The following is a 24498-nucleotide window of genomic DNA, read 5'->3' on the forward strand; positions in this document are numbered from 1 at the left end:
GATAGCTCTCCTTGGAGCTTAGCTCCATCGTCGTGCTCCTAATTTTCTATCGGATTATGGGCGGACTTGGTATCATGAATATGGCGACTTATGAAACGTTTGCGGCGGTCTATGATGCGGTCATGGATGACAGTCTGTATGACTTATGGACGGATTTTTCTCTCCGGTATCTCCCAAAGACAAAAGATAAGAAAAAATTACTGGAATTGGCTTGTGGGACAGGGATCCAGTCTGTCCGCTTTTCCCAAGCTGGTTTTGATGTGACAGGATTAGACCTGAGTGCGGACATGCTGAAAATTGCTGAAAAAAGAGCTGCTTCAGCCAAGCAGAAGATTGATTTTATCGAGGGCAATATGCTGGACCTTTCGCAAGCAGGCACTTATGATTTCGTGACCTGCTACTCGGATTCTATCTGCTATATGCAAGACGAGGTAGAAGTAGGGGATGTCTTCAGAGAAGTCTACAATGCCCTCAATGAAGGCGGAGTCTTTATTTTTGATGTCCATTCGACCTACCAGACAGATGAGGTCTTCCCAGGATATTCTTACCACGAAAACGCAGAAGACTTTGCCATGCTCTGGGATACCTATGAGGATGCGGCCCCTCACTCGATCGTCCATGAGCTGACCTTCTTTGTCCAAGAAGAGGATGGCTCCTTTAGTCGGCACGATGAAGTTCATGAGGAACGCACCTATGAAGTTTTAACCTATGACATCTTATTGGAGCAGGCTGGCTTTAAATCTTTCAAATTGTACGCTGATTTTGAAGATAAGGAGCCAACAAAGACCAGCAAACGTTGGTTTTTTGTAGCACAGAAGTAGGACATCATGACAGTTACAGGTATTATTGCAGAATTTAATCCCTTTCACAATGGTCACAAGTACCTGCTGGAACAGGCAGAGGGGCTGAAGATTGTGGCCATGTCTGGGAATTTTGTTCAACGTGGCGAACCTGCCATTGTAGACAAATGGATTCGCGCGCAGATGGCTTTGGAAAATGGAGCGGATCTGGTGGTCGAGCTCCCCTTTCTTGTGGCTGTTCAGTCGGCTGATCATTTTGCCAAGGGAGCGGTAGAAATCTTGTCCCGTCTAGGAATCGACCAATTGACCTTTGGGACAGAAGCGGTCTTAGATTACCAAGCGATTGCGACTGTTTATTCGGAGAAAGAAGCAGAAATGGAAGCTTTCCTGCGAAGTCTTCCAGAAGATTTATCCTATCCACAAAAGACCCAAAAAATGTGGGAAACCATTGCTGGAGTGGAGTTTACAGGAGATACTCCCAACCATATCCTGGGCTTGGCCTATGCCAAGGCTTGTGCTGGGAAGAGGATTGCGCTCAAGGCTATCCAACGGCAAGGAGCAGGCTACCATTCAGAAGAAAAAGAGGTGGATTATGCTTCTGCCACTAGTCTACGCCTGCACAAGGAAGATCAGGACTTTGTCGCTAGATTCATGCCTAATAGCCAACTCTTTCAGTCGGCTCCACAGGTATCTTGGGAGAATTATGACCAACTGCTCCGTTATCAAATCCTAACCCGTCCGGATTTGACACAGATTTTTCAGGTCAATGAGGAACTGGCCAATCGGATAAAGGATGCGGTTCGAAGTGCTAGCTCTGTGGAAGACCTGGTGGAGAAAGTCGCAACCAAGCGCTATACCAAGGCGCGCGTGCGCCGCATCTTGACCTACATCTTGGTAGGGGCGATGGATCAAGCTCTTCCCGATGCCATTCATGTCTTAGGATTTTCCGCAAAGGGACAAGCTCACCTCAAAGGCTTGAAAAAATCAGTAGAAATCGTGACTCGAATCGGTAAGGAACCTTGGGATGACTTGACCCAGCAAGCCGATCAGGTGTATCAGCTAGGCCATCCCCAATTGCCAGAACAGATCTGGGGTCGAGTGCCCGTGAGAGTGGAAGATCAATAAAGGGTGAATAGCCGAGCAACTCCAATTGGAAGGATACGCAAAAAACTCTTCCAAGTCTTGTGATTTGTGATATAATATAAAAGATTGAAAATAATTTGAAAAAATTTAAGGAGAATCCTCATGGGACGTAAATGGGCCAATATTGTTGCCAAAAAAACTGCCAAAGATGGTGCCAACTCAAAAGTATATGCCAAATTTGGTGTGGAGATCTATGTAGCTGCTAAAAAGGGTGAACCAGATCCAGAACTAAATACTGCTTTGAGATTCGTTATTGACCGTGCGAAACAAGCGCAAGTGCCAAAACACGTGATTGATAAAGCGATCGATAAGGCAAAAGGAAACACTGACGAAACCTTTACAGAAGGACGTTACGAAGGATTTGGACCAAATGGTTCGATGTTGATCGTTGATACTTTGACTTCAAACGTTAACCGTACAGCTGCCAATGTCCGTGCTGCTTTTGGTAAAAACGGTGGGAACATGGGAGCTTCAGGTTCTGTATCTTACCTCTTTGACAACAAAGGTGTTATCGTCTTTGCTGGTGATGATGCCGATGCCATTTTTGAGCTTTTGCTTGAAGCAGATGTGGATGTAGATGATGTCGAAGCAGAAGAAGGAACGATCACAGTCTACACTGCTCCAACTGATCTTCACAAAGCAATCGTTGCTTTGCGTGAATCAGGTGTCGAAGAATTCCAAGTAACAGAATTGGAAATGATTCCTCAATCAGAAGTTGAGTTGTCAGGTGAAGATTTGGAAACATTTGAAAAACTTTACAGCGTTCTTGAAGATGACGAAGACGTACAAAAAATCTACACAAACGTAGATGGATTCTAATCACTCATAAGAACTGTAGTGAATCCCATAAATCAAGAAAAGGATAGCTTCTCAGATCAAGCTATCCTTTTTCTCTGCCTGATGAGCATCTATCTTTTGTAAGTGATGTCCTGTATAAGCGTAAATACGGGTCAGGGGTGATTGGGAGAGTGTGGAAACCTTAAAATAGAAATAATGGTCTCGATGATCCCGACTTTTAGTATGGTGAAGACGAAAGTAGTTTCGCTGGCCTGCTGCCATAGAGTGGAGAATATCGTCTTCTAAAAAGACGAGAGGCGTAGAAGTAGCGGCCCACTTGTAAAAGTCCATCTCAAATTGGTGGTAATTCTCCGAAAAATAATCAAATTGTAATTCGTGTTTAGTCTGAATAGGTTTCATAGGCTGTTTCCTCAGATTCAATAAAAATGATAGAGTCTACGAGGAGACGGTGGTAGTGGCCATCGCTTTTGAGAAGAGCCTCAGAAGCAGATAAGGTGTGAATCGAACCTGTGTAGGTTGCAAATTGATTCCCCTCTAGAGTTGTGATCGAGATCGTCGTTTGTTGTTGAAAGGCCTGTTCCAGGAGCTGGATCTGTTCAGCAAGTGGAAGAACCGTGAGCTGACTGCGGTCAATTTCTTTTGTATGCAGGGCAGTTGTGTGCTCGGATAAAAAGAAGCCAGCCCATTTGGCCATACCACGATCTTGAAATTCGCGGGCGGATTGATAAGGGAGATAAGAACGGTCGATCATGTTAATCCATCTAAGCCTCCTGCGGAATGTCCGCCTGTTAGTTTACTGCGTGCAATGGCGCGTGAGTTTTCTAGTAATGAGGAGCCTTTCTGAAGAGAGGTAAAGCCAAATTGGTCCCGAATGCGGTCAATGGTCTGCTGGAGTTTCTCCTCTTTTTCCAAGGATACTGGGTCATCAAAGAGAGAAAAGAGTTGAAGAGACTCCTCGACAAGTTCTCCATAAAAAACGCCGATCTGGCGAATGGCTCCGCCTTCGTACTTGGAGCGAAAGAGCCGCAGAACCGTGTCGGATAAAACCTTGGTGGATTGGGTGGGTTCAATCTTTTGCTGGCAGTGAATGGACGGAAGCCCCTCGATTTTGGAGTAGGAGGCATGAATGGAGACCAGTTGGGTCTTCTTTTTTTTCCGTCGTAAGCGAATAGCCACCTGTTCAGCCATCTCCCGAAATACCAGTTCAATGTCAGTTTGTAGATGGTAGTCATAGGGCAAGATTTGAGAGTTACCAATGCCTCGCGATTTCGGACGATAAGGTTTGTGGACATTGCTTTCATCAATGCCATGAGCATGGAACCACAGTTGAAGGCCTATGACTCCGAATTCTTTCTTTAAGAGATCTGGATGAGCCTGAGCCAGTTCGGCAATCGACGTGATCCCGATCTTTTGCAATCGCTTTTCAGTACGACGTCCAATGCCCCAAAAATCAGTGAGATGGGGCAGTTTCCAGACCTTACTTTCTACATCTTCATAAGACCAATTGGAGCGCATATTTCGGCAATGCTTGGCTTCATTGTCCAAGGCTAGCTTGGCAAGAAGGGGATTGGCATTGCTGAGGCCGATGGTAGAGTAGATGCCAGTTTCCTGCCAGATCCTTTTTTGGATTCTGGCAGAAAGGAGATCCAGTTTCTCCTTTCTAGAGAGGGAGGGATCTGGAATAAAATAATTTAAGGAAGAGGTCAGATCGATAAAACCTTCGTCAATCGAGTAAGGGAAAATATCATCTGGTGCTGCAAATTCTTGAAAGACTTTTTGAATCTCCATATTGACCTGAATGTAAGCATTCATCCGTGGAGGCACAATCAGGGTCCTCTTGGCCCAGGATTCAATGGATGCAATAAAGGCTGGATCTGTTGGCAATCCTTGTTTTTTGGCGGCGTAGCTATTAAATTTTCTGGTTTTGAGGTCAAAAGGTAGGTCGTAGCTACGGCTGACATTTTTCTTGCCAAAGACTTGTTTGAAAACGGGAGAGCTCGCCAAAATCAGGCCAGCAGAATTGTCGCTTCGACTCATGACGCAAAGGGAAGTCGTCAAGGGGTTGAGCCCCAGACGGACACATTCACAGCTAGCATAAAAACTTTTCATATCCACAAAAGCAATATCAGAATGAGGCTCACGTGAATAATCAAATAGCATATTTAAACCTCGAGTGGAAGAAAATGCCCGACCACAATGCCGACGATTTTGGGCTCGTCTTCATAGGGAGCAAATAAATCATCGTAGTCAGGGTTGATGGATTCTAAGCGCAAGCCTTCCGCTTCCCGATAGACTTTCTTGATGTAGGTTTTTCCATTCCAGATGATGGCATAGACCGCCCCATCGTAATCAAATCCAGTTTGCTTCATGAGGGCAACAGAGCCATTGGGGTAGAGAGGTTCCATCGAATTTCCGGATACCCAAGAAGCAAAGTCATGCTGGATCTCTTGGTCAAAATAGACGGTTTCATAGTCCGTTTCGTTGTCATAAAAGGTGTGTCCCAAACCGGCTGCCAGCTCAATCGAAAGAACCTTATAAGCTGTCAAGGAGACAACTTTTTGCTGCTGTTCCAATAACTGGCTGGCCAACTGGTCGACTTTCATTTGATGAGGTGGGGTTAATAAAGGGTAGGTGTAGAGTGCGGAGTCTTTGTTAATAAAGTAGTCCTCTTTAACGGAGAGGCGCTTGGCCAACCTCCTGAGATTTTTTTCGTGTGGCTCCGCTAAGCCATTCTCCCAACTGGAGTATGTCTTGCGAGAAATCTTGAGATCCTCGTAGACATCTGCTTGGGTCAAGCCTTTTTCCAGGCGTCTTTCTTTTAGTTTTTTTGCATCAAACATGTCGCTTCTCCTATGTAACGTTTTAAAAGTTACATATAGTTTATCAAAAATGAATCCTTTTTGCAAGAGAAAAATTCAGTTGAAAACGAATGAAAAGACTTGATTTTGATTGAAAAAGGAGTATAATCAATTCTAAAATGTCTATAAATGAGGAACTATATGAAAAAAAGTTTTATCCACCAACAAAAAGAAATTTCGTTTGTTAAAACGACGTTTACGCAGTATTTAAAAGATAAATTGGATATCATTGAAGTCCAAGGGCCAATTTTGAGTAAGGTAGGAGACGGGATGCAGGATAACCTTTCTGGGATTGAACATCCGGTATCTGTAAAGGTCCTTCAAATTCCTGATGAGACTTATGAAGTCGTGCATTCACTCGCAAAATGGAAACGCCATACCTTGGCACGTTTTGGTTTTGGCGAAGGAGAAGGTCTCTTTGTCCATATGAAGGCTCTTCGTCCAGATGAAGATTCGCTAGACGCTATCCACTCTGTTTATGTAGACCAATGGGACTGGGAAAAAGTCATCCCAAATGGTCAACGCAATATCGCCTACCTCAAAGAAACGGTTGAAAAAATCTACAAGGCGATTCGTTTAACAGAACTAGCAGTAGAAGCGCGCTATGACATTGAGTCAGTTCTTCCAAAACAAATTACCTTCGTTCACACAGAAGAGTTGGTGGAACGCTATCCAGATTTAACTCCAAAAGAGCGTGAAAATGCCATTGCCAAAGAATTCGGAGCCGTTTTCTTGATCGGGATTGGTGGAGAGCTTGCAGATGGCAAACCACACGATGGCCGTGCACCTGACTACGATGACTGGACAACAGAGTCTGAAAATGGCTATAAGGGCTTGAATGGTGATATCCTAGTCTGGAATGACGTTCTAGGTTCAGCCTTTGAGTTGTCTTCAATGGGGATCCGTGTCGATGAAGATACGCTTCGCCGTCAAGTTGCGATTACAGGGGACGAGGATCGTCTCCAATTAGAGTGGCACAAGGCTTTGTTAAATGGTCTCTTCCCACTCACGATTGGTGGAGGGATCGGACAATCTCGTTTGGCTATGTTCTTACTTCGTAAGAAACATATCGGTGAAGTCCAAACCAGTGTCTGGCCTCAATCTGTCCGCGATGAATATGAAAATATCCTATAAGGAAAGAAAGAGAGTGGGACAGAAATCGGTAATTCGATAGAATTCGATTTCGTCGTCCCACCTCCGCACAGTTGAGTAGGGCTGTAAAAGCTGATGAAATCAGCGTAGTAGAGCCCACTCAACCACTGCGTCTTACTCGACAATCCAAAAATAATTGAGAGGCTAGGACTTTTGTCCCAGCCTCTTTTAATTGTTGCTTGACCATATCAAATCGCAATTTTCTGATTTTTTTTGGTATAATGGTCCCTATGAAAATAGTATCTGGAACCTATGGGGGACGTCCCCTCAAAACACTTGAAGGAAAAACAACCAGGCCGACTTCTGATAAGGTCAGAGGGGCCATGTTCAATATGATTGGTCCTTACTTTGATGGTGGAAGAGTGCTGGATCTCTATGCAGGAAGCGGTGGGCTCTCTATCGAAGCCGTTTCTCGAGGCATGTCAGAGGCCGTTCTAGTGGAAAGAGATCGTAGAGCGCAGGAGATTGTAGCCGCCAATATTGCCATGACCAAGGAAAAGGAACGGTTTCAACTGCTAAAAATGGAGGCCAAGCAGGCCTTAGGGCTTTTAACGGGCACCTTTGACTTAGTTTTCTTGGATCCTCCTTATGCTAAGGAAGAGATTGTTCGCGATATCGAAACCTTGTGCGAGCGTCAACTCTTGTCAGAGGACGTCATGATTGTGTGCGAAACCGATAAACACGTAGAACTTCCTGAGGAAATCGGACAAGTGGGAATCTGGAAAGAAAAAATCTATGGAATTAGTAAGGTAACAGTATATGTCAGATAGAAGTGGATTGTTTACAGGATCGTTTGATCCGATTACCATTGGGCATGTGCAATTGATCGAGCGAGCTAGTCGCTTGTTTGACCGTGTCTATGTAGGAATTTTTTATAATTCGGAAAAAGTCGGACTCTTTTCTATTGAGCAGCGCGTGCGCATGGTAGAAGGGGCCTTGGCTCATTTGGAAAATGTTGAAATTGTGACGTCAACTCAAGAGTTGGCTGTGACAGTGGCGCGCAATCTTGGGGTCATCACCTTGATCCGGGGCTTGCGCAATGCACAGGATCTGGTATACGAAGCCAATATGGATTATTTTAATCACCAGTTGGCGCCTGAATTGGAGACGGTTTATCTCTATGCCCAGCCTCCTTACCAGGCCATTAGTTCAACGCGTATTCGAGAGTTGCTGGCTTTTCAGCAGGATATCTCACCTTATGTACCAAATAGTGTAATGGAGGAAATCAAAGATGACACAAGCGAATAAACCAAGCTTGCCTACAAAAAAGAAAAAAGGACGATTGAAAGAATACCGATGGCCGATTGCAGGCGTTCTTTTCTTGTTCCTCTTGCTAGCTGCCTTTGTGATTCGTCTTCCCTATTATATTGAGATGCCAGGAACGGCAGAAGACATTCGATCGGTCATGACAGTCGATGGAAAAGCGGATACCAAGTCAGGATCCTATGACTTTGTAACCGTGGCAGTGAAAGAAGCGACCCCGGCTGATTTGATCTATGCTTGGGCGACACCTTTTACAGATATCTACTCTGCCAAGGATATGACAGGTGGTAGTTCGAGCCAAGAATTTACACGGATTAACCAATTCTATATGGAAACCTCGCAAAATATGGCCATCTACCAAGGGTTAAAGACAGCTGGAAAAGAAACCCAGATGGACTTTCTTGGTGTTTATGTTATGCAGGTAGCAGATGACTCGACTTTTAAGGGAATCTTGAACATTGCGGATACCGTCACCGGTGTGAATGGCAAGACCTTTAAGAGTTCCAAAGAATTGATTGACTATGTCGGTTCTCAAAAAATTGGCGACCCTGTTTCAGTGACCTATATTGAGGATGGACAAACCAAGACCGCAGACGGAAAGATCATCAAATTGTCTAACGGGAAAAACGGAATCGGGATTAGCCTGATCGACCGGACTGAAGCCAAAGGAGATGTTCCTGTCCAGTTTGCGACTCAAGGGATTGGTGGACCAAGTGCCGGCATGATGTTTAGCCTAGCTATCTACACCCAAGTGGCTGATCCAGATCTTCGTCAGGGACGCCATATTGCAGGGACAGGAACCATTAACCAAGATGGAACGGTTGGCGACATCGGTGGGATTGACAAGAAAGTCGTCGCAGCCGATAAAGAAGGAGCAGAAATTTTCTTTGCCCCTAATAATCCTGTTTCCAAAGAAGAAAAGAAAGCCAATCCCAAGGCCAAATCAAACTATGAAACAGCGAAAGAAGCAGCGAAACAAATTCATTCGAAGATGAAAATTGTCCCCGTCAAAACCCTTCAAGACGCTATTGATTATTTGAAGAAGAATTAGAAGTATCTTGTTAGATCAGTCTCGTACTTGAAAGTACGAGGTAGAGTTGGCAGATAGGAAGATTCACCTTCTAATCAAATTCAAGTTTTTGCTTATCAATCTCTCTATTTTTAGAGGGATTTTTTCTTTATACTGGTATCAGAAAGAAAGGGAGGTAGTGAAATGATTCAAACCAGTTTGTTTTCCATTTCAGTATTCTTAGCGGGAGTTCTATCCTTTTTCTCCCCATGTATTTTGCCACTGATGCCAGTCTATGTAGGGATTCTATTGGATTCTGAACGTGTGAAAACTGTTCGGATTTTTGGAAGAGATATTTCTTGGTACGGCTTGGTGAAGACTCTTTGTTTTATCGCAGGTCTATCAACTGTTTTCCTGATTCTAGGATACGGTGCAGGGGCCCTTGGCCAGGTGCTTTATGCTCCATGGTTTCGCTATCTGCTAGGAGGGATTGTGATCCTATTAGGGATTCACCAAATGGAAGTGATCAATCTGAGACAACTCCAAAAGCAAAAGACCATCCAACTCAATAAGAATCGGGAGCGCAATGAATTCTTCAATGCTTTTCTGATAGGGGTCACCTTCAGTTTTGGTTGGACCCCTTGTGTCGGACCAGTTCTGAGTTCTGTTCTAGCCATTGCCGCTTCTGGAGGAGATGGTGCTTTGCAAGGCGCTCTCCTGATGCTGGTCTATACATTAGGATTGGCGCTCCCCTTCTTAGTCTTGGCTCTAGCTTCTAGCTGGGTTCTACAACATTTTGCTAAACTCAAGCCCCATATGGGAACCTTGAAAAAAATTGGTGGTGCCCTCATCGTCTTGATGGGCATCTTGCTGATGCTAGGAAATCTTAATAGCCTCGCATCCCTGTTTCACTAATCTTGAATGATTAAAGGAGAAAAATCATGAAAAAAATTCTTGCACTTTCTATTGCTACACTTAGCATCGTCACTTTAGCAGCTTGTTCTGGACAGAAATCAGATTCAGATATGAAAAAAACGGACGATAGTAGTATGATGAAGAAGGACGATATGAAGAAGGACGATATGAAGAAGGATGACATGAAGGATTCATCCATGTCCGATGATAAAATGAAAAAAGAAGACATGAAAGATTCATCTATGATGTCTGACAGCAGTTCGGAAATGAAGGACGATATGAAAAAAGATGAGATGAAATCTAGCGATTCAGAAATGAAAAATGAAAAGAGTGAATCATCTGATATGAAATCAGACAAGGAATGAAAGAAGGGAGAGGTCATCTGAGGATGACTTTCTCCTTGTTTAAAGAGGTAATAATGATGAAGAAATTAGCTTTAGTAGCTGCAGGATTTTTGTGTACTGGACTTTTGGGGGCTTGTTCGAGTCAAGGAATGGCTACTTCCAATAAGGACATGAGCCAACAAACAGCCAAAGCTGGGGCTAGGCAACCATCTGGCAAGAAAGTGAAGGATTTTAGCTTGCAAGGAGTGGATGGCAAGACCTACCGCTTATCTGATTACAAAGGGAAGAAAGTTTACCTCAAATTTTGGGCTTCCTGGTGCTCTATTTGCCTGTCGACATTAGAGGATACCAATGAGTTGGCAAAAGAAGAGGCAGGTAAGGATTACGTGGTTTTATCTGTTGTAGCTCCAACCTTTAATGGCGAAAAATCAGCAGCAGATTTCAAAAACTGGTACCAGTCTTTGGATTACAAGGATTTCCCAGTCTTGCTAGATAGTAAAGGGGAACTGCTCAAAGAATATGGGATTCGTTCTTATCCATCGGCACTTTTTATCAATAGTGATGGGACTTTATCGAAGAGTCATATTGGCTATATGAATAAAGAGGATATCCTCAAGACCTTAGAGAACATGCAGTAAGGAGATAGACAATGGAAACAAAGTGGAAAGTGTTTGCTATCCTTCTCGTTGGCTTACTATCGATTGGTTTCTTTTTCTTTAGTAAGGGAGCAAACGGAATGGATCGATCAGAAACAAGTACGGAGAGTATCAAAAAAGCATCGATGAGTCAGACTCCAGTAGCCAAAAAGGAAACAAAGGAAAAGGTTGATCCAAAGGATCAGCGTGAAATTTATTTGGCTGGTGGTTGCTTCTGGGGTGTGGAAGAGTATTTTTCCCGTGTTCCGGGTGTCATTGATGCCGAATCAGGTTATGCCAATGGAAAAGGGGATACCACCAAGTATGAATTAGTCCCTCAAACAGGCCATGCTGAAACAGTTCATATCACTTACAATGTCAAGCAGGTATCTCTGAAAGAATTGCTCCTGCATTATTTCCGGATTATCGACCCAACGTCGAAGAATCGTCAAGGAAATGATCAAGGGACTCAATACCGAACAGGTGTCTATTATGTCTCTCAAGAGGATCTTCCAACTATTAACCAAGTCTTTGAAGAGGTAGCAAAAAAATACGACAAACCGTTAGCAGTGGAAAAAGAGCCACTGACCAATTTCATCAAGGCTGAGGACTACCACCAGGATTATCTAAAGAAACATCCGAATGGGTACTGCCATATCGATGTCAATCAGGCTTCTTATCCTGTTATTGATGCTAGTCGCTACTCCAAGCCAAGCGATGAGGAAATCAAAAAGAAGTTATCTCCCGAAGAGTATGCGGTGACACAAAAAAATGATACTGAACGTGCCTTCTCCAATCGTTACTGGGATCAGTTTGATGCCGGTATTTATGTAGATGTCGTGACCGGTGAGCCCCTCTTTTCCTCTAAGGATAAATTTGATTCTGGTTGTGGTTGGCCAAGCTTTAGCCGACCGATCAGTCCGGATGTGGCAACCTACAAGGAAGATAAGAGTTTCAATATGACTCGGACAGAGGTTCGGAGTCGAGTAGGAAATTCCCATCTAGGCCACGTCTTTACTGATGGACCTAAGGAAAAAGGCGGCCTTCGCTATTGCATCAATAGCTTGTCAATCAAATTCATCCCTAAAGCAGAGATGGTGGAAAAGGGCTACGGTTATTTATTGGACTATGTCTGAGACATTTGGAACTACAATTTGCTATAATAAGCCTAGCAAAAATAAGTAGGTGAAAGACATGTATGCGATCATGATTGTGGAAGATGAAGAGCTTATCCGGCAGGGACTGACTTCCTTAGTGGATTATGAACAGTTTGGAATGACCGTCATCAACCAGGCAGAAAATGGCCGTGAGGCCTGGGAGAAGTTTCAAGATCAACCAGCCGATATCCTTCTAACCGATATTAATATGCCACAAATGAATGGCTTGGATCTGGCCCGTCTCGTCAAAGAGCAGTCTCCGTCTTGTCATATCATTTTTTTGACAGGTTATGATGACTTTGAGTTTGCGAGGAAAGCCATCAAGTTAGGTGCAGATGATTATTTGCTGAAGCCTTTTTCAAAAGATGATATCGAAGAGATGTTAGCAAAGGTGAAAGGAAAACTCGATCAAGAGCGAAAAAAGGCGCAAGTCGAAGATTTGGTCAGTCATGGTTATTCAACAGACTTAGAAGAAGCCATTCATGCTCGTTTAGCAGATTCCCAGTTAACCCTGAAGGATTTGGCCTATCAACTTGGTTTCAGTCCCTCTTATCTAAGTGTATTGATCAAGAAAAAATTGGGACTTCCCTTTCAAGAATACCTTATCCAGGAGCGAATGAAGAAGGCTCGGCTCTTGCTTCTCACGACAGATTTAAAGATTTATGAGATCGCCGATCAGGTTGGTTTTGAAGATATGAACTATTTTTCTCAACGCTTTAAGCAGGTTGTTGGGGTGACGCCAAGGCAGTACAAAAAAGGAGAGCATGAATGAAACGATATCCCTTGCTGATTCAGCTGGTCCTCTACTTTTTTCTCTTCATTCTCCTACTTTTTGGTCTCATCGGTAGCCTTTACTATCAAACGAGTTCAGGGGCGATCCGCCAGCTAACGGAGCGGACGACAAGAAATAGTATCGACCAAAGTAGTCAGTTTATCACGTCTTATCTAAAAAAATTAAAGCAGACCACAACAGTGCTTAGTAAGGAACAGGCTGTTCGCCAATTTGCCCAAGATAGAAGTGCGGATCAAGAAACGGTTCAGCACTTGATGCGAACGATGATTGAAACGGATCCGGACCTGGTCTCAGCGGTCTTGGTGACCAAGGACGGACGTCTGGTAGCGACAGATACCAAAATCAGCATGCAGACTTCTTCAGATATGATGAATGAAAGTTGGTATCAAGAGGCGATTAAGGAAAGAGCCATGCCGGTCTTGACGCCAGCTCGAAAGGAATCCTTGACCTCGGAAAAAGAAAAATGGGTGGTTTCTATTACCCAAGAAGTGGTCGATCAGACTGGTCAAAATCTCGGAGTAGTACGCTTGGATATTGGCTACGATAGCCTTCAGGCTTACTTGGATCACCTTCAACTAGGGAAACAAGGCTTTAGTTTTATCATTAATCAAAAGCATGAGTTTGTCTACCATCCTAAAAAAGCGGTCTATTCCTCCAGCCAAGAGATGCAGGCCATGCAGCCCTATATTGCTGTGACAGATGGTTATGCTAAAGGAGGACAGAATTTTATCTATCAGGTTCCGATTCCAGATAGTGATTGGACCTTGATTGGAGTAGCTTCACTTGAAGGACTTCAGATGCTTCAGTCGCAACTCCTATACTCTTTCATTGGCCTAGGATTACTAGCTTTGATCATGTGTTTGATAGGGATCGGCTTTGTTCTGCGTTTGTGGATCAAACCCTTACGAGACCTTCAGACCATCATTTTGAGGATTGGAGCAGGAGAAGCTCACGTGAGGGCTGTAGCCAAAGGATCTCCAGAATTGGTGGACCTCGCTCAAGCTTTTAATGCCATGTTGGACCAAATCGATAACCTCATGCAACAGGTTAAGGAAGAGGAGCAAAACGCGCGGCGTTATGAGTTGCGGGCACTTTCGGCTCAGATTAATCCGCATTTCCTCTACAATACTTTGGATACGATTGTCTGGATGGCAGAGTTTAATGATAGTCGGCGCGTGGTCAACATCACTAAGTCTCTGGCTCAATATTTTCGACTGGCTCTCAACCAAGGCCAGGAACAAATCCTGCTGAGAGATGAAATTGACCATGTCCGCCAGTATCTTTTCATTCAGAAGCAACGTTATGGAGAAAAGCTCAACTATGAAATTCTAGAAGATAAACGGTTGAGCGACTATCAGCTCCCCAAATTAGTGCTTCAACCCTTAGTGGAAAATGCGATTTACCATGGTATTAAGGAGATCGATCGGCCTGGTCTCATTCGAGTGACAACTGAAGTCAGTGGAGACTACGCTTGCGTATCGATTTTTGACAATGGACGAGGGTTTGACCGATCAGAATCAACAGCCCAAACCCTTCTTCGTTTAGGAGGTGTTGGCTTGAAAAATGTGGACCAACGATTGCGTCTTCAATTTGGCGAAGCCTATCATATGGAGATCGATTCTAAAGCCGATAGCTATACCAAAATTACTCTATTTTTACCCCTTTCATCATCTGATGAACATGTATAGAGACAAAGATTGCCTTCTTTGTCTCTTTTTCCTTTTGGAAACTTTCAATGTTGAATTTCAACTCTTTTCTAGTCAAATCTGACGCAAGTCATCAAATTTATGATAGAATAAAGTGTTACAGTAAATAGATTTTGATGAAGGAACACTATGCGAAAAGAGATTGACCCTGAATTATATAATTACAATAAATTTCCTGGACCTGTGTTTCGTCAGGTAGGAGACCAGATCCTTTCAGAAAACCTCACTTTTGAGTTGTTAAAAAATGAGAAGGAAGCATTTGATGCGACCGTTTTTGGTCAACGATTTTCTGAGATTTTAACTAAATTTGATTACATTGTTGGTGATTGGAGCAATGAGCAGTTGCGCTTGCGTGGCTTCTATAAGGAAGAACGCAATGTTGCAACGATGGATAAACTAAGTCGCTTAGACGATTATTTGTTAGAATATTGTAGCTATGGTTGTGCTTATTTTGTCCTTGAAAATAAGGAGCCTCATCGTGCTTCCTTTGATAAGAAATCACCGGTCAAAAAAGCTCAATCAGAAGAGAGAGAGCCTAAGAAGCGTTCGCGCAATCGTAAACAAAAAGATCGTTTCCAAAAACGAGAACGCGACAAGGGACAGTCAACGAATAACTCGAAAAAAACAAGACCGTCTGCTGAAACTAAAAAAACAACGAAGACGAACAACAAACGTCATTTTGTGATTCGTCAAAAAGAGGAGTAAGAGAAAATGAAACCATCCATTTATAGTTTGACACGCCAAGAGATGATTGATTGGGCAGAAGAAAACGGCGAAAAGAAATTCCGTGCAGCCCAAATCTGGGAATGGCTCTATCGTAAACGTGTCCAGTCTTTCGAAGAAATGACCAACCTTTCTAAGGACTTAATTGCGAAGTTAAATGATCAATTCGTTGTCAACCCACTCAAACAACGGATCGTGCAAGAGTCAGCAGATGGAACGGTCAAGTACCTCTTTGAATTGCCAGACGGCATGTTGATTGAAACCGTCTTGATGCGTCAGCACTATGGTTTATCTGTTTGTGTAACGACTCAGGTCGGATGCAATATCGGTTGTACCTTCTGTGCTTCAGGTTTGATCAAAAAACAACGCGATTTGAACAATGGGGAAATCGTGTCTCAAATCATGTTGGTCCAAAAATACTTTGACGAACGGGGTCAAGATGAACGGGTCAGCCATATCGTTGTCATGGGGATCGGAGAACCATTTGACAACTATAACAACGTCTTGAAATTTATCCGGACCGTCAACGATGATAAAGGTCTAGCGATTGGGGCTCGTCATATTACCGTATCAACTTCTGGTTTGGCCCATAAAATTCGCGACTTTGCAAATGAAGGTGTGCAGATCAATTTGGCGGTATCTCTACATGCTCCAAACAACGACTTGCGCTCTAGCATCATGAAGATCAACCGGGCTTTCCCAATTGAAAAATTGTTTGCAGCGATTGAATACTATATCGAAACCACGAACCGTCGGGTGACCTTTGAGTACATCATGTTGAATGAAGTCAATGATGGGGTTGAGCAAGCCTTAGAGTTGGCAGAATTGCTCAAGAATATCAAGAAATTGTCTTATGTTAACTTGATTCCTTATAATCCTGTCAGTGAGCATGACCAATATAGCCGGAGTCCAAAAGAACGGGTTATGGCCTTCTATGATACCTTGAAAAAACAAGGTGTCAACTGTGTGGTGCGTCAAGAGCACGGTACAGATATTGATGCTGCCTGTGGCCAATTGCGTTCAAATACGATGAAACGAGATCGGGAGAAAGCGATTGTTGAACATGCGCAACCTTAAACAAGGGCTGATGGATCAAACAGAACTAACAAAGAGAGGAAGAAGGCTGTTACAGAGTGGCAGCTTCTTCTATTTTATCCTCTTGTGCCTGATGTGCTTTTTGCCTCAACAGCCAGAGCCGGGTATGGAAACACCGGGAATTCAACATTTTGGTCGCATCGTCGTCCTACTGGTTCCACTGAATTCGTTGATGAATTTTGGCCAGATCACCAGTGTCATCCAACTCATTAAGGTTATTCTACAAAACGTAGCCAATGTCTTTTTGTTAAGCCCGCTGGTCTTTCAACTTCTCTGGCTATGGCCCTGGTTGAGGAGTCGCAAAAGGGTCTTGTTCTTCGGCTTTGCCATGAGCTTGTGGATTGAATCTAGCCAAGTTCTCTTAGATCTTTTGTTTGATGCCAATCGTGTCTTTGAGCTAGATGATTTGTGGACCAATACCTTAGGGGCTTACTTGGCTTATCTAGTATTTCAGTATCTCCGAGCACGATTGCTAGCAGAAGATGGAAAAATATAAAATCCGAACATTTTAGCGCCTTTTTAAAATTTTTGTTGACAAAATCAGAAGCGGGAGCTATAATAGCTTCAAGACATCAGAAAAGTAGAGATTTTTCTCACTTCCAGGGAGCTTGTGGTGATTGCGAACAAGCAGTGGTAAATCTTGAAATGGGCTGATGCGTTTATGATGATGAATTTGAAACAATAAAAATTCGGTGAGCACACCTTATCGTGCACCCTGTTGTTAGACAGGTCAGAGATGTAGGAGAAAGACTATCTTCCTACAATGGAGGTGGCACCGCGGTATCGAATCGTCCTCACACAGATTTTTCTGTGTGAGGTTTTTTGTATCTCAAAGGAACCCAGTGAGACTGCAGCTCAAAGGGCCAGCGAGAGAAAAGGATCATAAACAGGATTGAAGATATAGAAAAGAGGACACAATCATGACAGAAACAAAAGGCTATTTCGGACAATTTGGTGGATCTTTCGTACCAGAACCCATTCAAAACTTGCTCAATCAATTAGAGGAAACCTTTGAACAGTATAAAAATGACCCAGAATTTATTGCAGAATACAAACATTATTTGAAAGACTATTCTGGACGCGAAACACCACTCTACTTTGCAGAAAGTTTAACAGAGCATTTAGGTGGGGCAAAAATTTATTTGAAGCGCGAAGACTTGAATCACCTAGGTTCGCACAAATTGAATAACGTCTTGGGGCAAATTCTCTTGGCTAAGCGCATGGGCAAAACACGCGTGATTGCTGAAACAGGAGCTGGTCAACACGGTGTAGCTACAGCAGCTGCGGCAGCTAAATTTGGTATGGCCTGTGATGTCTACATGGGGGCAGAAGACGTGGAGCGTCAACGTCTCAATGTCTTCCGCATGGAAATGATGGGGGCAACCGTTCATGCGGTTGAAACAGGAACCAAGACCTTGAAAGACGCCGTTGATGCTGCGTTTGGAGCATGGATGGCAGACCTCGATGCCTTTTACGTTTTGGGTTCTGCTGTTGGACCTCACCCTTACCCAACCATTGTGCATGAATTCCAAAAAGTGATCAGCGAAGAGTCTAAACGTCAAATCTTGGAAAAAGAAGGTCGTTTGCCAGACTATGTGATTGCCTGTGTTGGTGGTGGCTCCAATGCCATCGGTGCCTTTTCTGAATATGTCGCAGAAGAGGAAGTCGGTTTGGTTGGGGTAGAAGCTGCTGGTCATGGCTTGGATACCGATCAGCACGCCGCTACCATGACCAAAGGGACTGTAGGAGTTGTCGATGGCATGAAGACTTATGCTGTCTTTGGCGAAGATGGAAAAGTAGCGCCAGTTTACTCGATTTCTGCTGGTTTGGATTACCCAGGGGTTGGTCCAGAGCATGCTTTCTTTAAAGATTCTGGTCGTGTAGAATATGTAGCAGCGACAGATGATGAAGCGGTTCAAGCTCTTCTTCTTCTCAGTAAGACAGAAGGGATCCTTCCAGCCATTGAAAGCTCACACGCGATTGCAGAAGCGGTCAAACGTGCTCCACAATTGGATAAAGACAAGATCATCATCATCAACGTTTCTGGACGTGGGGATAAGGACGTGGCTGCTATTGCCGATTATTTGGAAGCAAAAGCTGCAAAATAAGAAGAACTTATCTAAAAAACATCGTATAAAGAAGTAAAACGTGATAACTGAGAAAGAGACAGGGAACAAAGGGAATCCGGTCTCTTTCTTTTTTGAGGACAAAGAAGAGAATGCCTAAGATGGATGAGATCTGGATGAGAAGGAGGATCTTGGTAGAAGAAAAGCTGAGTGAGAAGGTGGCGAGTAAGAGAAAATCTCCCGCCCCCATTCCAATAAAGAAAAAGTGGGCACCGATCGCAAGGAGTAAAAAGACCAGCATGAGGAGATTACTACCGGATAAAAAGAGGACTAAGGCATGGAGACAACACCAGATGGCCAAGGGGTATTCCATAAAGCGTAGGTCATAGATGGCTAAAACAGCAGATCCGAGTAACGTCAGAAGTTGAGGCAGAGAAAGAAAACCATTGGCACAGGCTAAGAAGATCAGGCCACTCCAGATCTCAAAAAGGCAGTACCAAAATGGGTAGGTCTGATGACAATAGCGACAGCGAAAACGATGCAGTAGTTGCGAGATAATGGGGATGAGATCCCAAACTCCAAGGACGTGCTGGCAGTGATCGCAATGACTGCGAGGAGTGAGAATGGATTGGTTTGGGAAGCGATCGACCACTAGTCCCAAAAAAGAGGCGAAACAAGTACCGATGGTAAAAAAATAAAAGTTGATCATACTTATTTATTCGTAAACAAATCGAAAAATGTCATCATTTACTTGAAAATCTTGTAAAGCCTTTCTAAATTTGATACAATAATGAACATGAAAAACCTGTATGATGTTCAACAATTTTTAAAACGTTTTGGAATCATCATTTACGTAGGGAAGCGCCTCTATGACATCGAATTGATGAAAATTGAGCTTCAACGTCTTTATGATGCAGGCTTGATGGAGCGGCTCGATTATTTAGAAGCTGAAACTGTTTTAAGAAGAGAGCACAAACAAGAATTAGAATTTTTGAAAAAGAGTGAGGTAGAGTGATGGGAAATATCATTTTTTGGTTGGTTGTTTTAGGAGTAGTTGGGTGGATGGCCTTTAATTATTTCCGCATCCGTAAAGCTGCTAAATTTGTGGACAATGCTGCTTTTGAAGAGTTGATTCGTAAAGGGCAGTTGATTGACTTGCGAGAGCCAGTTGAGTTTCATGCAAAGCATATTTTAGGAGCGCGCAACATTCCTTCTACTCAGTTGAAGTTGAGCCTTGCGGCCTTGCGCAAAGACAAACCGATTTTGCTCTATGAGAATAGCCGTAGTTCTCGTGTGACCAATGCGGCCCTCTATCTCAAGAAACAGGGCTATACAGACATTTATGTCTTGTCTTATGGTCTTGATTCTTGGAATGGGAAAGTGAAAAAAGACGCCTAATAAAAGAGAGTGGGATAGAAATCGGTCATTCGTTAGAATTCGATTTCGTCGTCCCACCTCCGCACAGTTGAGTAGGGCTGTAAAAACTGATGAAATCAGCGTAGTAGAGCCCACTCAACCACTGCGTCTTACTCGACAATCCAAAAACAATTAAGAGGCTAGGACTTTTGTCCTAGCCTCTTAATTGTTTTTTCAAGGAAATCTTTGACCCAAGTGAGCTCTACCTCATTCAAAGGCCGGCTTTCGCCAGGTGCTAACTGAGGATTCAAGGTGAAGGGACCAAAAGACAAGCGTTTTAAGGTCATTACTTTGACTCCAATGGCCAAAAACATCTTTTTTACTTGGTGGTATTTTCCTTCTGAGATTCGGACCTGGGCCTTGCTGTAGCTGGGGTGGCTTTCTAGAATGGTCAAGGAAGCAGGTTTGCAGATAGGGCCGTCCGTGAATGAAATCCCATTCTGAAATTGTTCGATGTGGGCTGCATAGAGCGGACCATTGACTTCTACCTCATAGACCTTCTCCACATGGTATTGAGGATGGAGCAGTTGAAAGCCTAGGGGACCATTATCTGTGATGAGGAGTAAGCCACTCGTATCACGATCGAGGCGACCAAGAGGATAGAGGTCTGGGTACTCTTGCTGAGGGTCCACTAGATCGATCACCGTTGGATGGTGGGCGTCTCTTTTAGCGGTAACTGCCCCGATAGGTTTATGGAGCATGAAGTAGTGGTGACGCGGTTCTTGAATGATCCAATCCTCTATTTGGATCTGTTGGAGTCCAGGGTCGACGTTTTGCGACAGTTTTTTAGCTGGTAGGTGATCGACCAAGATTTGCCTTCGGGCTAGAAGTTGTTTGATGTCTTTGCGAGCGTACTGATGGTCTGCCATCAATTGATCTAATCTCATGGGAGCCTCTTTTTCTGAAATTCTTATCATCAGTGTATCATGAAAAGAAAAGGAAATCGAGTCGGAGAAAAGAAATGAAGATGAAAACATTTACAACTAGCTGAACTGTGTTTTTTAGATAGGACTGTGGTATAATTGTTCAGTTAGAAATATTATTTAAAATTTTATAGAGGAAATCATGACAAAATTAAGAGAAGATATTCGTAACGTTGCGATCATTGCCCACGTTGACCATGGTAAAACAACCTTGGTAGACGAATTGTTGAAACAATCGCACACCTTGGATGAACGTAAAGAATTGCAAGAACGTGCAATGGACTCAAACGATCTTGAAAAAGAACGTGGAATTACCATTCTTGCTAAAAATACAGCCGTTGCTTATAACGGAACTCGGATCAATATCATGGACACACCAGGACACGCGGACTTTGGTGGAGAAGTGGAACGGATCATGAAAATGGTTGATGGGGTTGTATTGGTCGTTGATGCCTACGAAGGAACCATGCCTCAGACGCGTTTCGTATTGAAAAAAGCCTTGGAACAAGACCTTGTTCCGATCGTTGTAGTCAACAAAATCGACAAACCATCTGCTCGTCCAGAAGAAGTTGTAGATGAAGTTCTTGAACTGTTCATCGAATTGGGTGCGGATGACGACCAATTGGAATTCCCAGTTGTTTATGCATCAGCGATCAATGGAACCTCTTCACTTTCAGATGATCCAGCTGATCAAGAGCACACAATGGCACCAATCTTTGATACCATCATTGATCATATCCCAGCTCCAGTTGATAACTCAGATGAGCCCCTTCAATTCCAAGTATCCCTGCTTGATTACAACGACTTCGTTGGACGTATCGGTATCGGACGTGTCTTCCGTGGCACTGTAAAAGTTGGGGACCAAGTAACCCTTTCTAAATTGGATGGAACGACTAAGAACTTCCGTGTTACCAAACTCTTTGGTTTCTTTGGTTTGGAACGTCGTGAGATTCAAGAAGCTAAAGCTGGTGACTTGATCGCTATCTCTGGTATGGAAGATATCTTCGTTGGAGAAACCATCACACCGACAGATGCAGTTGAAGCTCTTCCAATCCTTCACATCGATGAACCAACGCTTCAAATGACTTTCTTGGTCAACAACTCACCATTTGCTGGTCGCGAAGGAAAATGGGTAACCTCTCGTAAAGTCGAAGAACGCTTGCAAGCAGAATTGCAAACAGACGTCTCTCTTCGTGTTGACCCAACTGATTCACCTGATAAATGGACAGTTTCAGGACGCGGGGAATTGCACTTGTCTATCTTGATCGAAACCATGCGTCGTGAAGGATACGAATTGCAAGTATCTCGTCCAGAAGTTATCATCAAGGAAATTGATGGTGTCAAATGTGAACCATTTGAGCGCGTGCAAATCGATACACCAGAAGAATACCAAGGATCTGTTATCCAAAGCCTTTCTGAACGTAAAGGTGAAATGTTAGATATGATCGCAACTGGTAACGGTCAAACTCGTTTGGTCTTCCTTGTTCCAGCGCGTGGTTTGATTGGATACTCAACAGAGTTCTTGTCAATGACACGTGGTTACGGAATCATGAACCACACCTTTGACCAGTACTTGCCAGTGATTCCAGGAGAAATCGGTGGACGTCACCGTGGTGCTCTTGTCTCAATCGATAACGGAAAAGCAACCACTTACTCTATCATGTCTATCGAAGAACGTGGTACGATCTTTGTCAATCCAGGTACAGAAGTTTACGAAGGAATGATCATTGGGGAAAACTCTCGTGAGAACGACTTGACTGTAAACATTACGAAAGCAAAACAAATGACCAACGTTCGTTCAGCTACTAAAGACCAAACAGCGGTTATCAAGACTCCTCGTATCTTGACCTTGGAAGAATCTCTTGAGTTCTTGAACGACGATGAGTACATGGAAGTAACACCTGAATCTATCCGTTTGCGGAAACAAATCTTGAACAAAGCAGAACGCGAAAAAGCAAATAAAAAGAAAAAATCAGCAGCTGCTGAATAATACGAAAAGAAAGGGGAAACAAAATGGTCTATTTTATCTTAGGGATTTTGATTCTCCTTTTTTATCTTTTTATGACCCCAAAGAGTATCCGTGGCACGTTAGATAGTGTGGTATTGGTTATTTTGATCGTCTCGATTATCGTTCTCACTTGCCTTGCTATTTTTCAAATTTTTCAATTACCATCTGAATTTTTTGTCGGTGCCTTTCTCGCCTCTATTGGTTATCTAGCTTTAGTGGATATTTCAAAAATGACAACCAAACAGAAAAATAAACGATGACGTGATTTTTAAAGCCCTTTGGGCTTTTTAATTTTGCTAAAAAAAGGTAAAATAGAGAGTGATAAAAATGGAGCGAAGAAATCATGAAATTTGTGAAACAATTTGAAAATAAAAAGGTTCTTGTATTAGGTTTGGCCAAGTCAGGCGAGTCAGCTGCCCGTTTGTTGGAGCGCTTAGGAGCGATTGTGACCGTCAATGATGGCAAACCTTTTGAAGAAAATCCAGCAGCACAAAGTTTACTGGAAGAAGGGATTAAAGTTGTGACAGGAGGCCACCCTCTGGAGTTGTTGGATGAAGACTTTGCGGTCATGGTCAAAAATCCAGGAATCCCTTATACGAATCCGATGGTCGAAAAAGCGCTTGAAAAGGGTATTCCAGTCCTTACTGAAGTAGAATTGGCTTATCTTATTTCGGATGCGCCAATTATTGGGATTACAGGATCAAACGGAAAAACGACGACGACAACCATGATCGGGGAAGTCTTGACGGCTGCTGGTCAAGGTGGTCTATTGTCTGGGAATATTGGTTTTCCAGCCAGTCAAGTCGCACAAACAGCGACAGAAAAGGAAGTTCTGGTCATGGAATTATCTTCTTTCCAATTGATGGGAATTGAAGCCTTCCATCCAGAGATTGCAGTGATTACCAACCTCATGCCAACCCATATCGATTATCATGGTTCTTTTGAAAATTATGTAGCTGCTAAATGGAATCTTCAAAAGAATATGACAGAAAAAGATGTTATTGTATTGAACTTCAATCAAGACTTGGCTAAGGAACTCGCTACAAAAACCAAGGCAAGGGTCCTTCCATTTTCTACAATCGAAAAGGTGGACGGTGCTTATTTGGAAGATGGACTTCTCAAGTTTAAGGGAGAAGTTGTTATGCGAGCAGATGAACTGGGAGTTCCAGGTAGCCACAATGTAGAGAATGCCTTGGCAACGATTGCTGTTGCAAAAGTCCGAGGAGTGGATAACCAAGTCATTAAAGAAACCTTATCGGCCTTTGGGGGAGTGAAACACCGTCTTCAATATGTGGATGAAATTCAAGGTGTCAAATTCTATAATGATAGTAAATCGACCAATATTTTAGCAACACAAAAAGCTCTTTCTGGTTTTGATAACAACAAGGTGATCTTGATTGCAGGGGGGCTCGATCGTGGCAATGAATTTGATGAATTGGTGCCTCACATTACTGGCCTAAAGGAAATGGTGATTCTAGGGGAATCGGCTCCTCGAGTGAAACGCGCAGCCGATAAAGCAGGCGTCCCTTATGTCGATGCGGCAGATGTAGCAGATGCTACAAAGAAAGCCTTTGACTTGGCTAGCCCTGGAGATGTTGTGCTACTAAGTCCTGCTAATGCCAGCTGGGATATGTATCCGAATTTTGAAGTGCGTGGGGATGAATTCCTTGCTACAGTAAAAGGGTTGAAATAAG

The 24498-nt window shown here is 43.3% G+C and carries 28 protein-coding genes and 1 other annotated feature; of the genes, 22 read left to right on the top strand and 6 right to left on the bottom strand.

Going from position 1 to position 24498, the window contains the following annotated elements:
- Positions 1-80: 80 nt before the first annotated feature.
- From HMPREF1195_RS00115 to HMPREF1195_RS00125, 3 genes are all read left to right on the top strand, one after another.
- Positions 81-821, top strand: coding sequence for a class I SAM-dependent DNA methyltransferase (locus HMPREF1195_RS00115; RefSeq protein WP_329601245.1), 741 nt, complete (start codon positions 81-83; stop codon positions 819-821).
- A 6-nt stretch (positions 822-827) separates the two neighbouring features.
- A complete protein-coding gene (locus HMPREF1195_RS00120) occupies positions 828-1925 on the top strand; it encodes a nucleotidyltransferase (RefSeq protein WP_023917403.1) in 1098 nt (365 codons plus the stop codon).
- A gap of 120 nt (positions 1926-2045) precedes the next feature.
- On the top strand, positions 2046-2762 hold the full coding sequence (locus HMPREF1195_RS00125; protein ID WP_003005873.1) for a YebC/PmpR family DNA-binding transcriptional regulator: 717 nt from the start codon (positions 2046-2048) through the stop codon (positions 2760-2762).
- 51 nt (positions 2763-2813) lie between these two features.
- Here HMPREF1195_RS00125 and HMPREF1195_RS00130 read toward each other — a convergent pair whose 3' ends face one another.
- The 4 genes from HMPREF1195_RS00130 to HMPREF1195_RS00145 are packed head-to-tail and all read right to left on the bottom strand — an operon-like array spanning position 2814 to position 5581.
- Positions 2814-3140: a DUF5960 family protein gene (locus tag HMPREF1195_RS00130; protein ID WP_023917406.1), complete on the bottom strand. Its 327-nt coding sequence runs from the start codon at positions 3138-3140 to the stop codon at positions 2814-2816.
- Positions 3121-3492, bottom strand: a complete 372-nt coding sequence (locus HMPREF1195_RS00135; protein ID WP_023917408.1) for a hypothetical protein — start codon at positions 3490-3492, stop codon at positions 3121-3123. The genes HMPREF1195_RS00130 and HMPREF1195_RS00135 overlap by 20 nt, the downstream gene beginning before the upstream one ends.
- A complete protein-coding gene (locus HMPREF1195_RS00140) occupies positions 3489-4901 on the bottom strand; it encodes a Y-family DNA polymerase (RefSeq protein ID WP_023917410.1) in 1413 nt (470 codons plus the stop codon). The genes HMPREF1195_RS00135 and HMPREF1195_RS00140 overlap by 4 nt, the downstream gene beginning before the upstream one ends.
- A gap of 2 nt (positions 4902-4903) precedes the next feature.
- Positions 4904-5581: a helix-turn-helix domain-containing protein gene (locus HMPREF1195_RS00145; protein ID WP_023917411.1), complete on the bottom strand. Its 678-nt coding sequence runs from the start codon at positions 5579-5581 to the stop codon at positions 4904-4906.
- Positions 5582-5740: 159 nt separating this feature from the next.
- On the opposite strand from HMPREF1195_RS00145, the gene asnA reads away from it, so the two are divergent.
- From asnA to trpB, 14 genes are all read left to right on the top strand, one after another.
- The gene (gene asnA, locus HMPREF1195_RS00150; protein WP_003005888.1) at positions 5741-6733 is read left to right on the top strand and encodes an aspartate--ammonia ligase; all 993 of its coding nucleotides are present in this window, start codon (positions 5741-5743) and stop codon (positions 6731-6733) included.
- Positions 6734-6981: 248 nt separating this feature from the next.
- Positions 6982-7521, top strand: coding sequence for a 16S rRNA (guanine(966)-N(2))-methyltransferase RsmD (rsmD, locus tag HMPREF1195_RS00155; RefSeq protein ID WP_037599242.1), 540 nt, complete (start codon positions 6982-6984; stop codon positions 7519-7521).
- Positions 7511-7999: a pantetheine-phosphate adenylyltransferase gene (gene coaD, locus HMPREF1195_RS00160; protein ID WP_023917414.1), complete on the top strand. Its 489-nt coding sequence runs from the start codon at positions 7511-7513 to the stop codon at positions 7997-7999. The genes rsmD and coaD overlap by 11 nt, the downstream gene beginning before the upstream one ends.
- Positions 7983-9065 carry a SepM family pheromone-processing serine protease gene (locus tag HMPREF1195_RS00165; protein ID WP_023917416.1) on the top strand — a complete coding sequence of 361 codons (1083 nt, stop codon included), beginning with the start codon at positions 7983-7985 and terminating at the stop codon, positions 9063-9065. Before coaD ends, HMPREF1195_RS00165 begins: the two co-directional genes overlap by 17 nt.
- A 162-nt stretch (positions 9066-9227) precedes the next feature.
- Positions 9228-9938: a thiol-disulfide oxidoreductase-associated membrane protein CcdA2 gene (gene ccdA2 / locus HMPREF1195_RS00170; protein ID WP_023917418.1), complete on the top strand. Its 711-nt coding sequence runs from the start codon at positions 9228-9230 to the stop codon at positions 9936-9938.
- 26 nt (positions 9939-9964) lie between these two features.
- Complete coding sequence (locus tag HMPREF1195_RS00175) at positions 9965-10303, top strand: hypothetical protein (protein ID WP_023917420.1); 339 nt, start codon at positions 9965-9967, stop codon at positions 10301-10303.
- Between the two features lie 56 nt (positions 10304-10359).
- Entirely contained in the window at positions 10360-10920 is a 561-nt protein-coding gene (locus HMPREF1195_RS00180; RefSeq protein WP_037599416.1) for a redoxin family protein, read from the top strand.
- Positions 10921-10931: 11 nt separating this feature from the next.
- Entirely contained in the window at positions 10932-12053 is a 1122-nt protein-coding gene (gene msrB / locus HMPREF1195_RS00185; RefSeq protein WP_023917424.1) for a peptide-methionine (R)-S-oxide reductase MsrB, read from the top strand.
- A gap of 58 nt (positions 12054-12111) precedes the next feature.
- Positions 12112-12846, top strand: coding sequence for a response regulator transcription factor (locus HMPREF1195_RS00190; RefSeq protein ID WP_023917426.1), 735 nt, complete (start codon positions 12112-12114; stop codon positions 12844-12846).
- Positions 12843-14555, top strand: a complete 1713-nt coding sequence (locus HMPREF1195_RS00195) for a cache domain-containing sensor histidine kinase (protein ID WP_023917428.1) — start codon at positions 12843-12845, stop codon at positions 14553-14555. Before HMPREF1195_RS00190 ends, HMPREF1195_RS00195 begins: the two co-directional genes overlap by 4 nt.
- Before the next feature lie 147 nt (positions 14556-14702).
- Positions 14703-15278 carry a YutD family protein gene (locus HMPREF1195_RS00200; protein ID WP_023917430.1) on the top strand — a complete coding sequence of 192 codons (576 nt, stop codon included), beginning with the start codon at positions 14703-14705 and terminating at the stop codon, positions 15276-15278.
- A 6-nt stretch (positions 15279-15284) separates the two neighbouring features.
- Entirely contained in the window at positions 15285-16373 is a 1089-nt protein-coding gene (rlmN, locus tag HMPREF1195_RS00205) for a dual-specificity RNA methyltransferase RlmN (RefSeq protein WP_023917432.1), read from the top strand.
- Positions 16360-16887, top strand: coding sequence for a VanZ family protein (locus tag HMPREF1195_RS00210; RefSeq protein ID WP_037599244.1), 528 nt, complete (start codon positions 16360-16362; stop codon positions 16885-16887). Before rlmN ends, HMPREF1195_RS00210 begins: the two co-directional genes overlap by 14 nt.
- A 67-nt stretch (positions 16888-16954) precedes the next feature.
- Positions 16955-17190 (top strand) — a binding site (T-box leader).
- Between the two features lie 121 nt (positions 17191-17311).
- Positions 17312-18499 carry a tryptophan synthase subunit beta gene (trpB, locus tag HMPREF1195_RS00215; protein WP_023917437.1) on the top strand — a complete coding sequence of 396 codons (1188 nt, stop codon included), beginning with the start codon at positions 17312-17314 and terminating at the stop codon, positions 18497-18499.
- Positions 18500-18506: 7 nt separating this feature from the next.
- On the opposite strand, the gene HMPREF1195_RS00220 is transcribed toward trpB, so the two are convergent.
- Positions 18507-19166, bottom strand: a complete 660-nt coding sequence (locus HMPREF1195_RS00220; RefSeq protein ID WP_023917439.1) for a prepilin peptidase — start codon at positions 19164-19166, stop codon at positions 18507-18509.
- An 87-nt stretch (positions 19167-19253) separates the two neighbouring features.
- Here HMPREF1195_RS00220 and HMPREF1195_RS00225 point away from each other — a divergent pair, with 87 nt between their 5' ends.
- Together HMPREF1195_RS00225 and HMPREF1195_RS00230 are read left to right on the top strand one after the other, a co-directional pair.
- Positions 19254-19472: a YqgQ family protein gene (locus HMPREF1195_RS00225; RefSeq protein ID WP_037599246.1), complete on the top strand. Its 219-nt coding sequence runs from the start codon at positions 19254-19256 to the stop codon at positions 19470-19472.
- Complete coding sequence (locus HMPREF1195_RS00230) at positions 19472-19855, top strand: rhodanese-like domain-containing protein (protein WP_023917445.1); 384 nt, start codon at positions 19472-19474, stop codon at positions 19853-19855. The genes HMPREF1195_RS00225 and HMPREF1195_RS00230 overlap by 1 nt, the downstream gene beginning before the upstream one ends.
- Before the next feature lie 158 nt (positions 19856-20013).
- Here the strand turns inward: HMPREF1195_RS00230 and HMPREF1195_RS00235 are convergent, their stop codons facing one another.
- Positions 20014-20760, bottom strand: coding sequence for a 16S rRNA pseudouridine(516) synthase (locus tag HMPREF1195_RS00235; RefSeq protein WP_023917447.1), 747 nt, complete (start codon positions 20758-20760; stop codon positions 20014-20016).
- 178 nt (positions 20761-20938) lie between these two features.
- Between HMPREF1195_RS00235 and typA the strand changes: the two genes are divergently transcribed.
- The 3 genes from typA (at position 20939) to murD (ending at position 24497) form a co-directional block, all read left to right on the top strand.
- Positions 20939-22786: a translational GTPase TypA gene (typA, locus tag HMPREF1195_RS00240; protein ID WP_003011633.1), complete on the top strand. Its 1848-nt coding sequence runs from the start codon at positions 20939-20941 to the stop codon at positions 22784-22786.
- 23 nt (positions 22787-22809) lie between these two features.
- Positions 22810-23064, top strand: a complete 255-nt coding sequence (locus tag HMPREF1195_RS00245; protein WP_003017963.1) for a DUF3165 family protein — start codon at positions 22810-22812, stop codon at positions 23062-23064.
- A gap of 83 nt (positions 23065-23147) precedes the next feature.
- On the top strand, positions 23148-24497 hold the full coding sequence (gene murD, locus HMPREF1195_RS00250; RefSeq protein WP_023917448.1) for a UDP-N-acetylmuramoyl-L-alanine--D-glutamate ligase: 1350 nt from the start codon (positions 23148-23150) through the stop codon (positions 24495-24497).
- Position 24498: the final 1 nt, after the last annotated feature.

Source organism: Streptococcus parasanguinis CC87K (assembly GCF_000507765.1).
GTDB lineage: Bacteria > Bacillota > Bacilli > Lactobacillales > Streptococcaceae > Streptococcus > Streptococcus parasanguinis_J.

Bases quoted from the DNA above. Each gene is read 5' to 3' on its own strand.
- HMPREF1195_RS00115 (WP_329601245.1), top strand. From the start codon at position 81: ATGGCGACTTATGAAACGTTTGCGGCGGTCTATGATGCGGTCATGGAT.
- HMPREF1195_RS00120 (WP_023917403.1), top strand. From the start codon at position 828: ATGACAGTTACAGGTATTATTGCAGAATTTAATCCCTTTCACAATGGT.
- HMPREF1195_RS00125 (WP_003005873.1), top strand. From the start codon at position 2,046: ATGGGACGTAAATGGGCCAATATTGTTGCCAAAAAAACTGCCAAAGAT.
- HMPREF1195_RS00130 (WP_023917406.1), bottom strand. From the start codon at position 3,140: ATGAAACCTATTCAGACTAAACACGAATTACAATTTGATTATTTTTCG.
- HMPREF1195_RS00135 (WP_023917408.1), bottom strand. From the start codon at position 3,492: ATGATCGACCGTTCTTATCTCCCTTATCAATCCGCCCGCGAATTTCAA.
- HMPREF1195_RS00140 (WP_023917410.1), bottom strand. From the start codon at position 4,901: ATGCTATTTGATTATTCACGTGAGCCTCATTCTGATATTGCTTTTGTG.
- HMPREF1195_RS00145 (WP_023917411.1), bottom strand. From the start codon at position 5,581: ATGTTTGATGCAAAAAAACTAAAAGAAAGACGCCTGGAAAAAGGCTTG.
- asnA (WP_003005888.1), top strand. From the start codon at position 5,741: ATGAAAAAAAGTTTTATCCACCAACAAAAAGAAATTTCGTTTGTTAAA.
- rsmD (WP_037599242.1), top strand. From the start codon at position 6,982: ATGAAAATAGTATCTGGAACCTATGGGGGACGTCCCCTCAAAACACTT.
- coaD (WP_023917414.1), top strand. From the start codon at position 7,511: ATGTCAGATAGAAGTGGATTGTTTACAGGATCGTTTGATCCGATTACC.
- HMPREF1195_RS00165 (WP_023917416.1), top strand. From the start codon at position 7,983: ATGACACAAGCGAATAAACCAAGCTTGCCTACAAAAAAGAAAAAAGGA.
- ccdA2 (WP_023917418.1), top strand. From the start codon at position 9,228: ATGATTCAAACCAGTTTGTTTTCCATTTCAGTATTCTTAGCGGGAGTT.
- HMPREF1195_RS00175 (WP_023917420.1), top strand. From the start codon at position 9,965: ATGAAAAAAATTCTTGCACTTTCTATTGCTACACTTAGCATCGTCACT.
- HMPREF1195_RS00180 (WP_037599416.1), top strand. From the start codon at position 10,360: ATGAAGAAATTAGCTTTAGTAGCTGCAGGATTTTTGTGTACTGGACTT.
- msrB (WP_023917424.1), top strand. From the start codon at position 10,932: ATGGAAACAAAGTGGAAAGTGTTTGCTATCCTTCTCGTTGGCTTACTA.
- HMPREF1195_RS00190 (WP_023917426.1), top strand. From the start codon at position 12,112: ATGTATGCGATCATGATTGTGGAAGATGAAGAGCTTATCCGGCAGGGA.
- HMPREF1195_RS00195 (WP_023917428.1), top strand. From the start codon at position 12,843: ATGAAACGATATCCCTTGCTGATTCAGCTGGTCCTCTACTTTTTTCTC.
- HMPREF1195_RS00200 (WP_023917430.1), top strand. From the start codon at position 14,703: ATGCGAAAAGAGATTGACCCTGAATTATATAATTACAATAAATTTCCT.
- rlmN (WP_023917432.1), top strand. From the start codon at position 15,285: ATGAAACCATCCATTTATAGTTTGACACGCCAAGAGATGATTGATTGG.
- HMPREF1195_RS00210 (WP_037599244.1), top strand. From the start codon at position 16,360: ATGCGCAACCTTAAACAAGGGCTGATGGATCAAACAGAACTAACAAAG.
- trpB (WP_023917437.1), top strand. From the start codon at position 17,312: ATGACAGAAACAAAAGGCTATTTCGGACAATTTGGTGGATCTTTCGTA.
- HMPREF1195_RS00220 (WP_023917439.1), bottom strand. From the start codon at position 19,166: ATGATCAACTTTTATTTTTTTACCATCGGTACTTGTTTCGCCTCTTTT.
- HMPREF1195_RS00225 (WP_037599246.1), top strand. From the start codon at position 19,254: ATGAAAAACCTGTATGATGTTCAACAATTTTTAAAACGTTTTGGAATC.
- HMPREF1195_RS00230 (WP_023917445.1), top strand. From the start codon at position 19,472: ATGGGAAATATCATTTTTTGGTTGGTTGTTTTAGGAGTAGTTGGGTGG.
- HMPREF1195_RS00235 (WP_023917447.1), bottom strand. From the start codon at position 20,760: ATGAGATTAGATCAATTGATGGCAGACCATCAGTACGCTCGCAAAGAC.
- typA (WP_003011633.1), top strand. From the start codon at position 20,939: ATGACAAAATTAAGAGAAGATATTCGTAACGTTGCGATCATTGCCCAC.
- HMPREF1195_RS00245 (WP_003017963.1), top strand. From the start codon at position 22,810: ATGGTCTATTTTATCTTAGGGATTTTGATTCTCCTTTTTTATCTTTTT.
- murD (WP_023917448.1), top strand. From the start codon at position 23,148: ATGAAATTTGTGAAACAATTTGAAAATAAAAAGGTTCTTGTATTAGGT.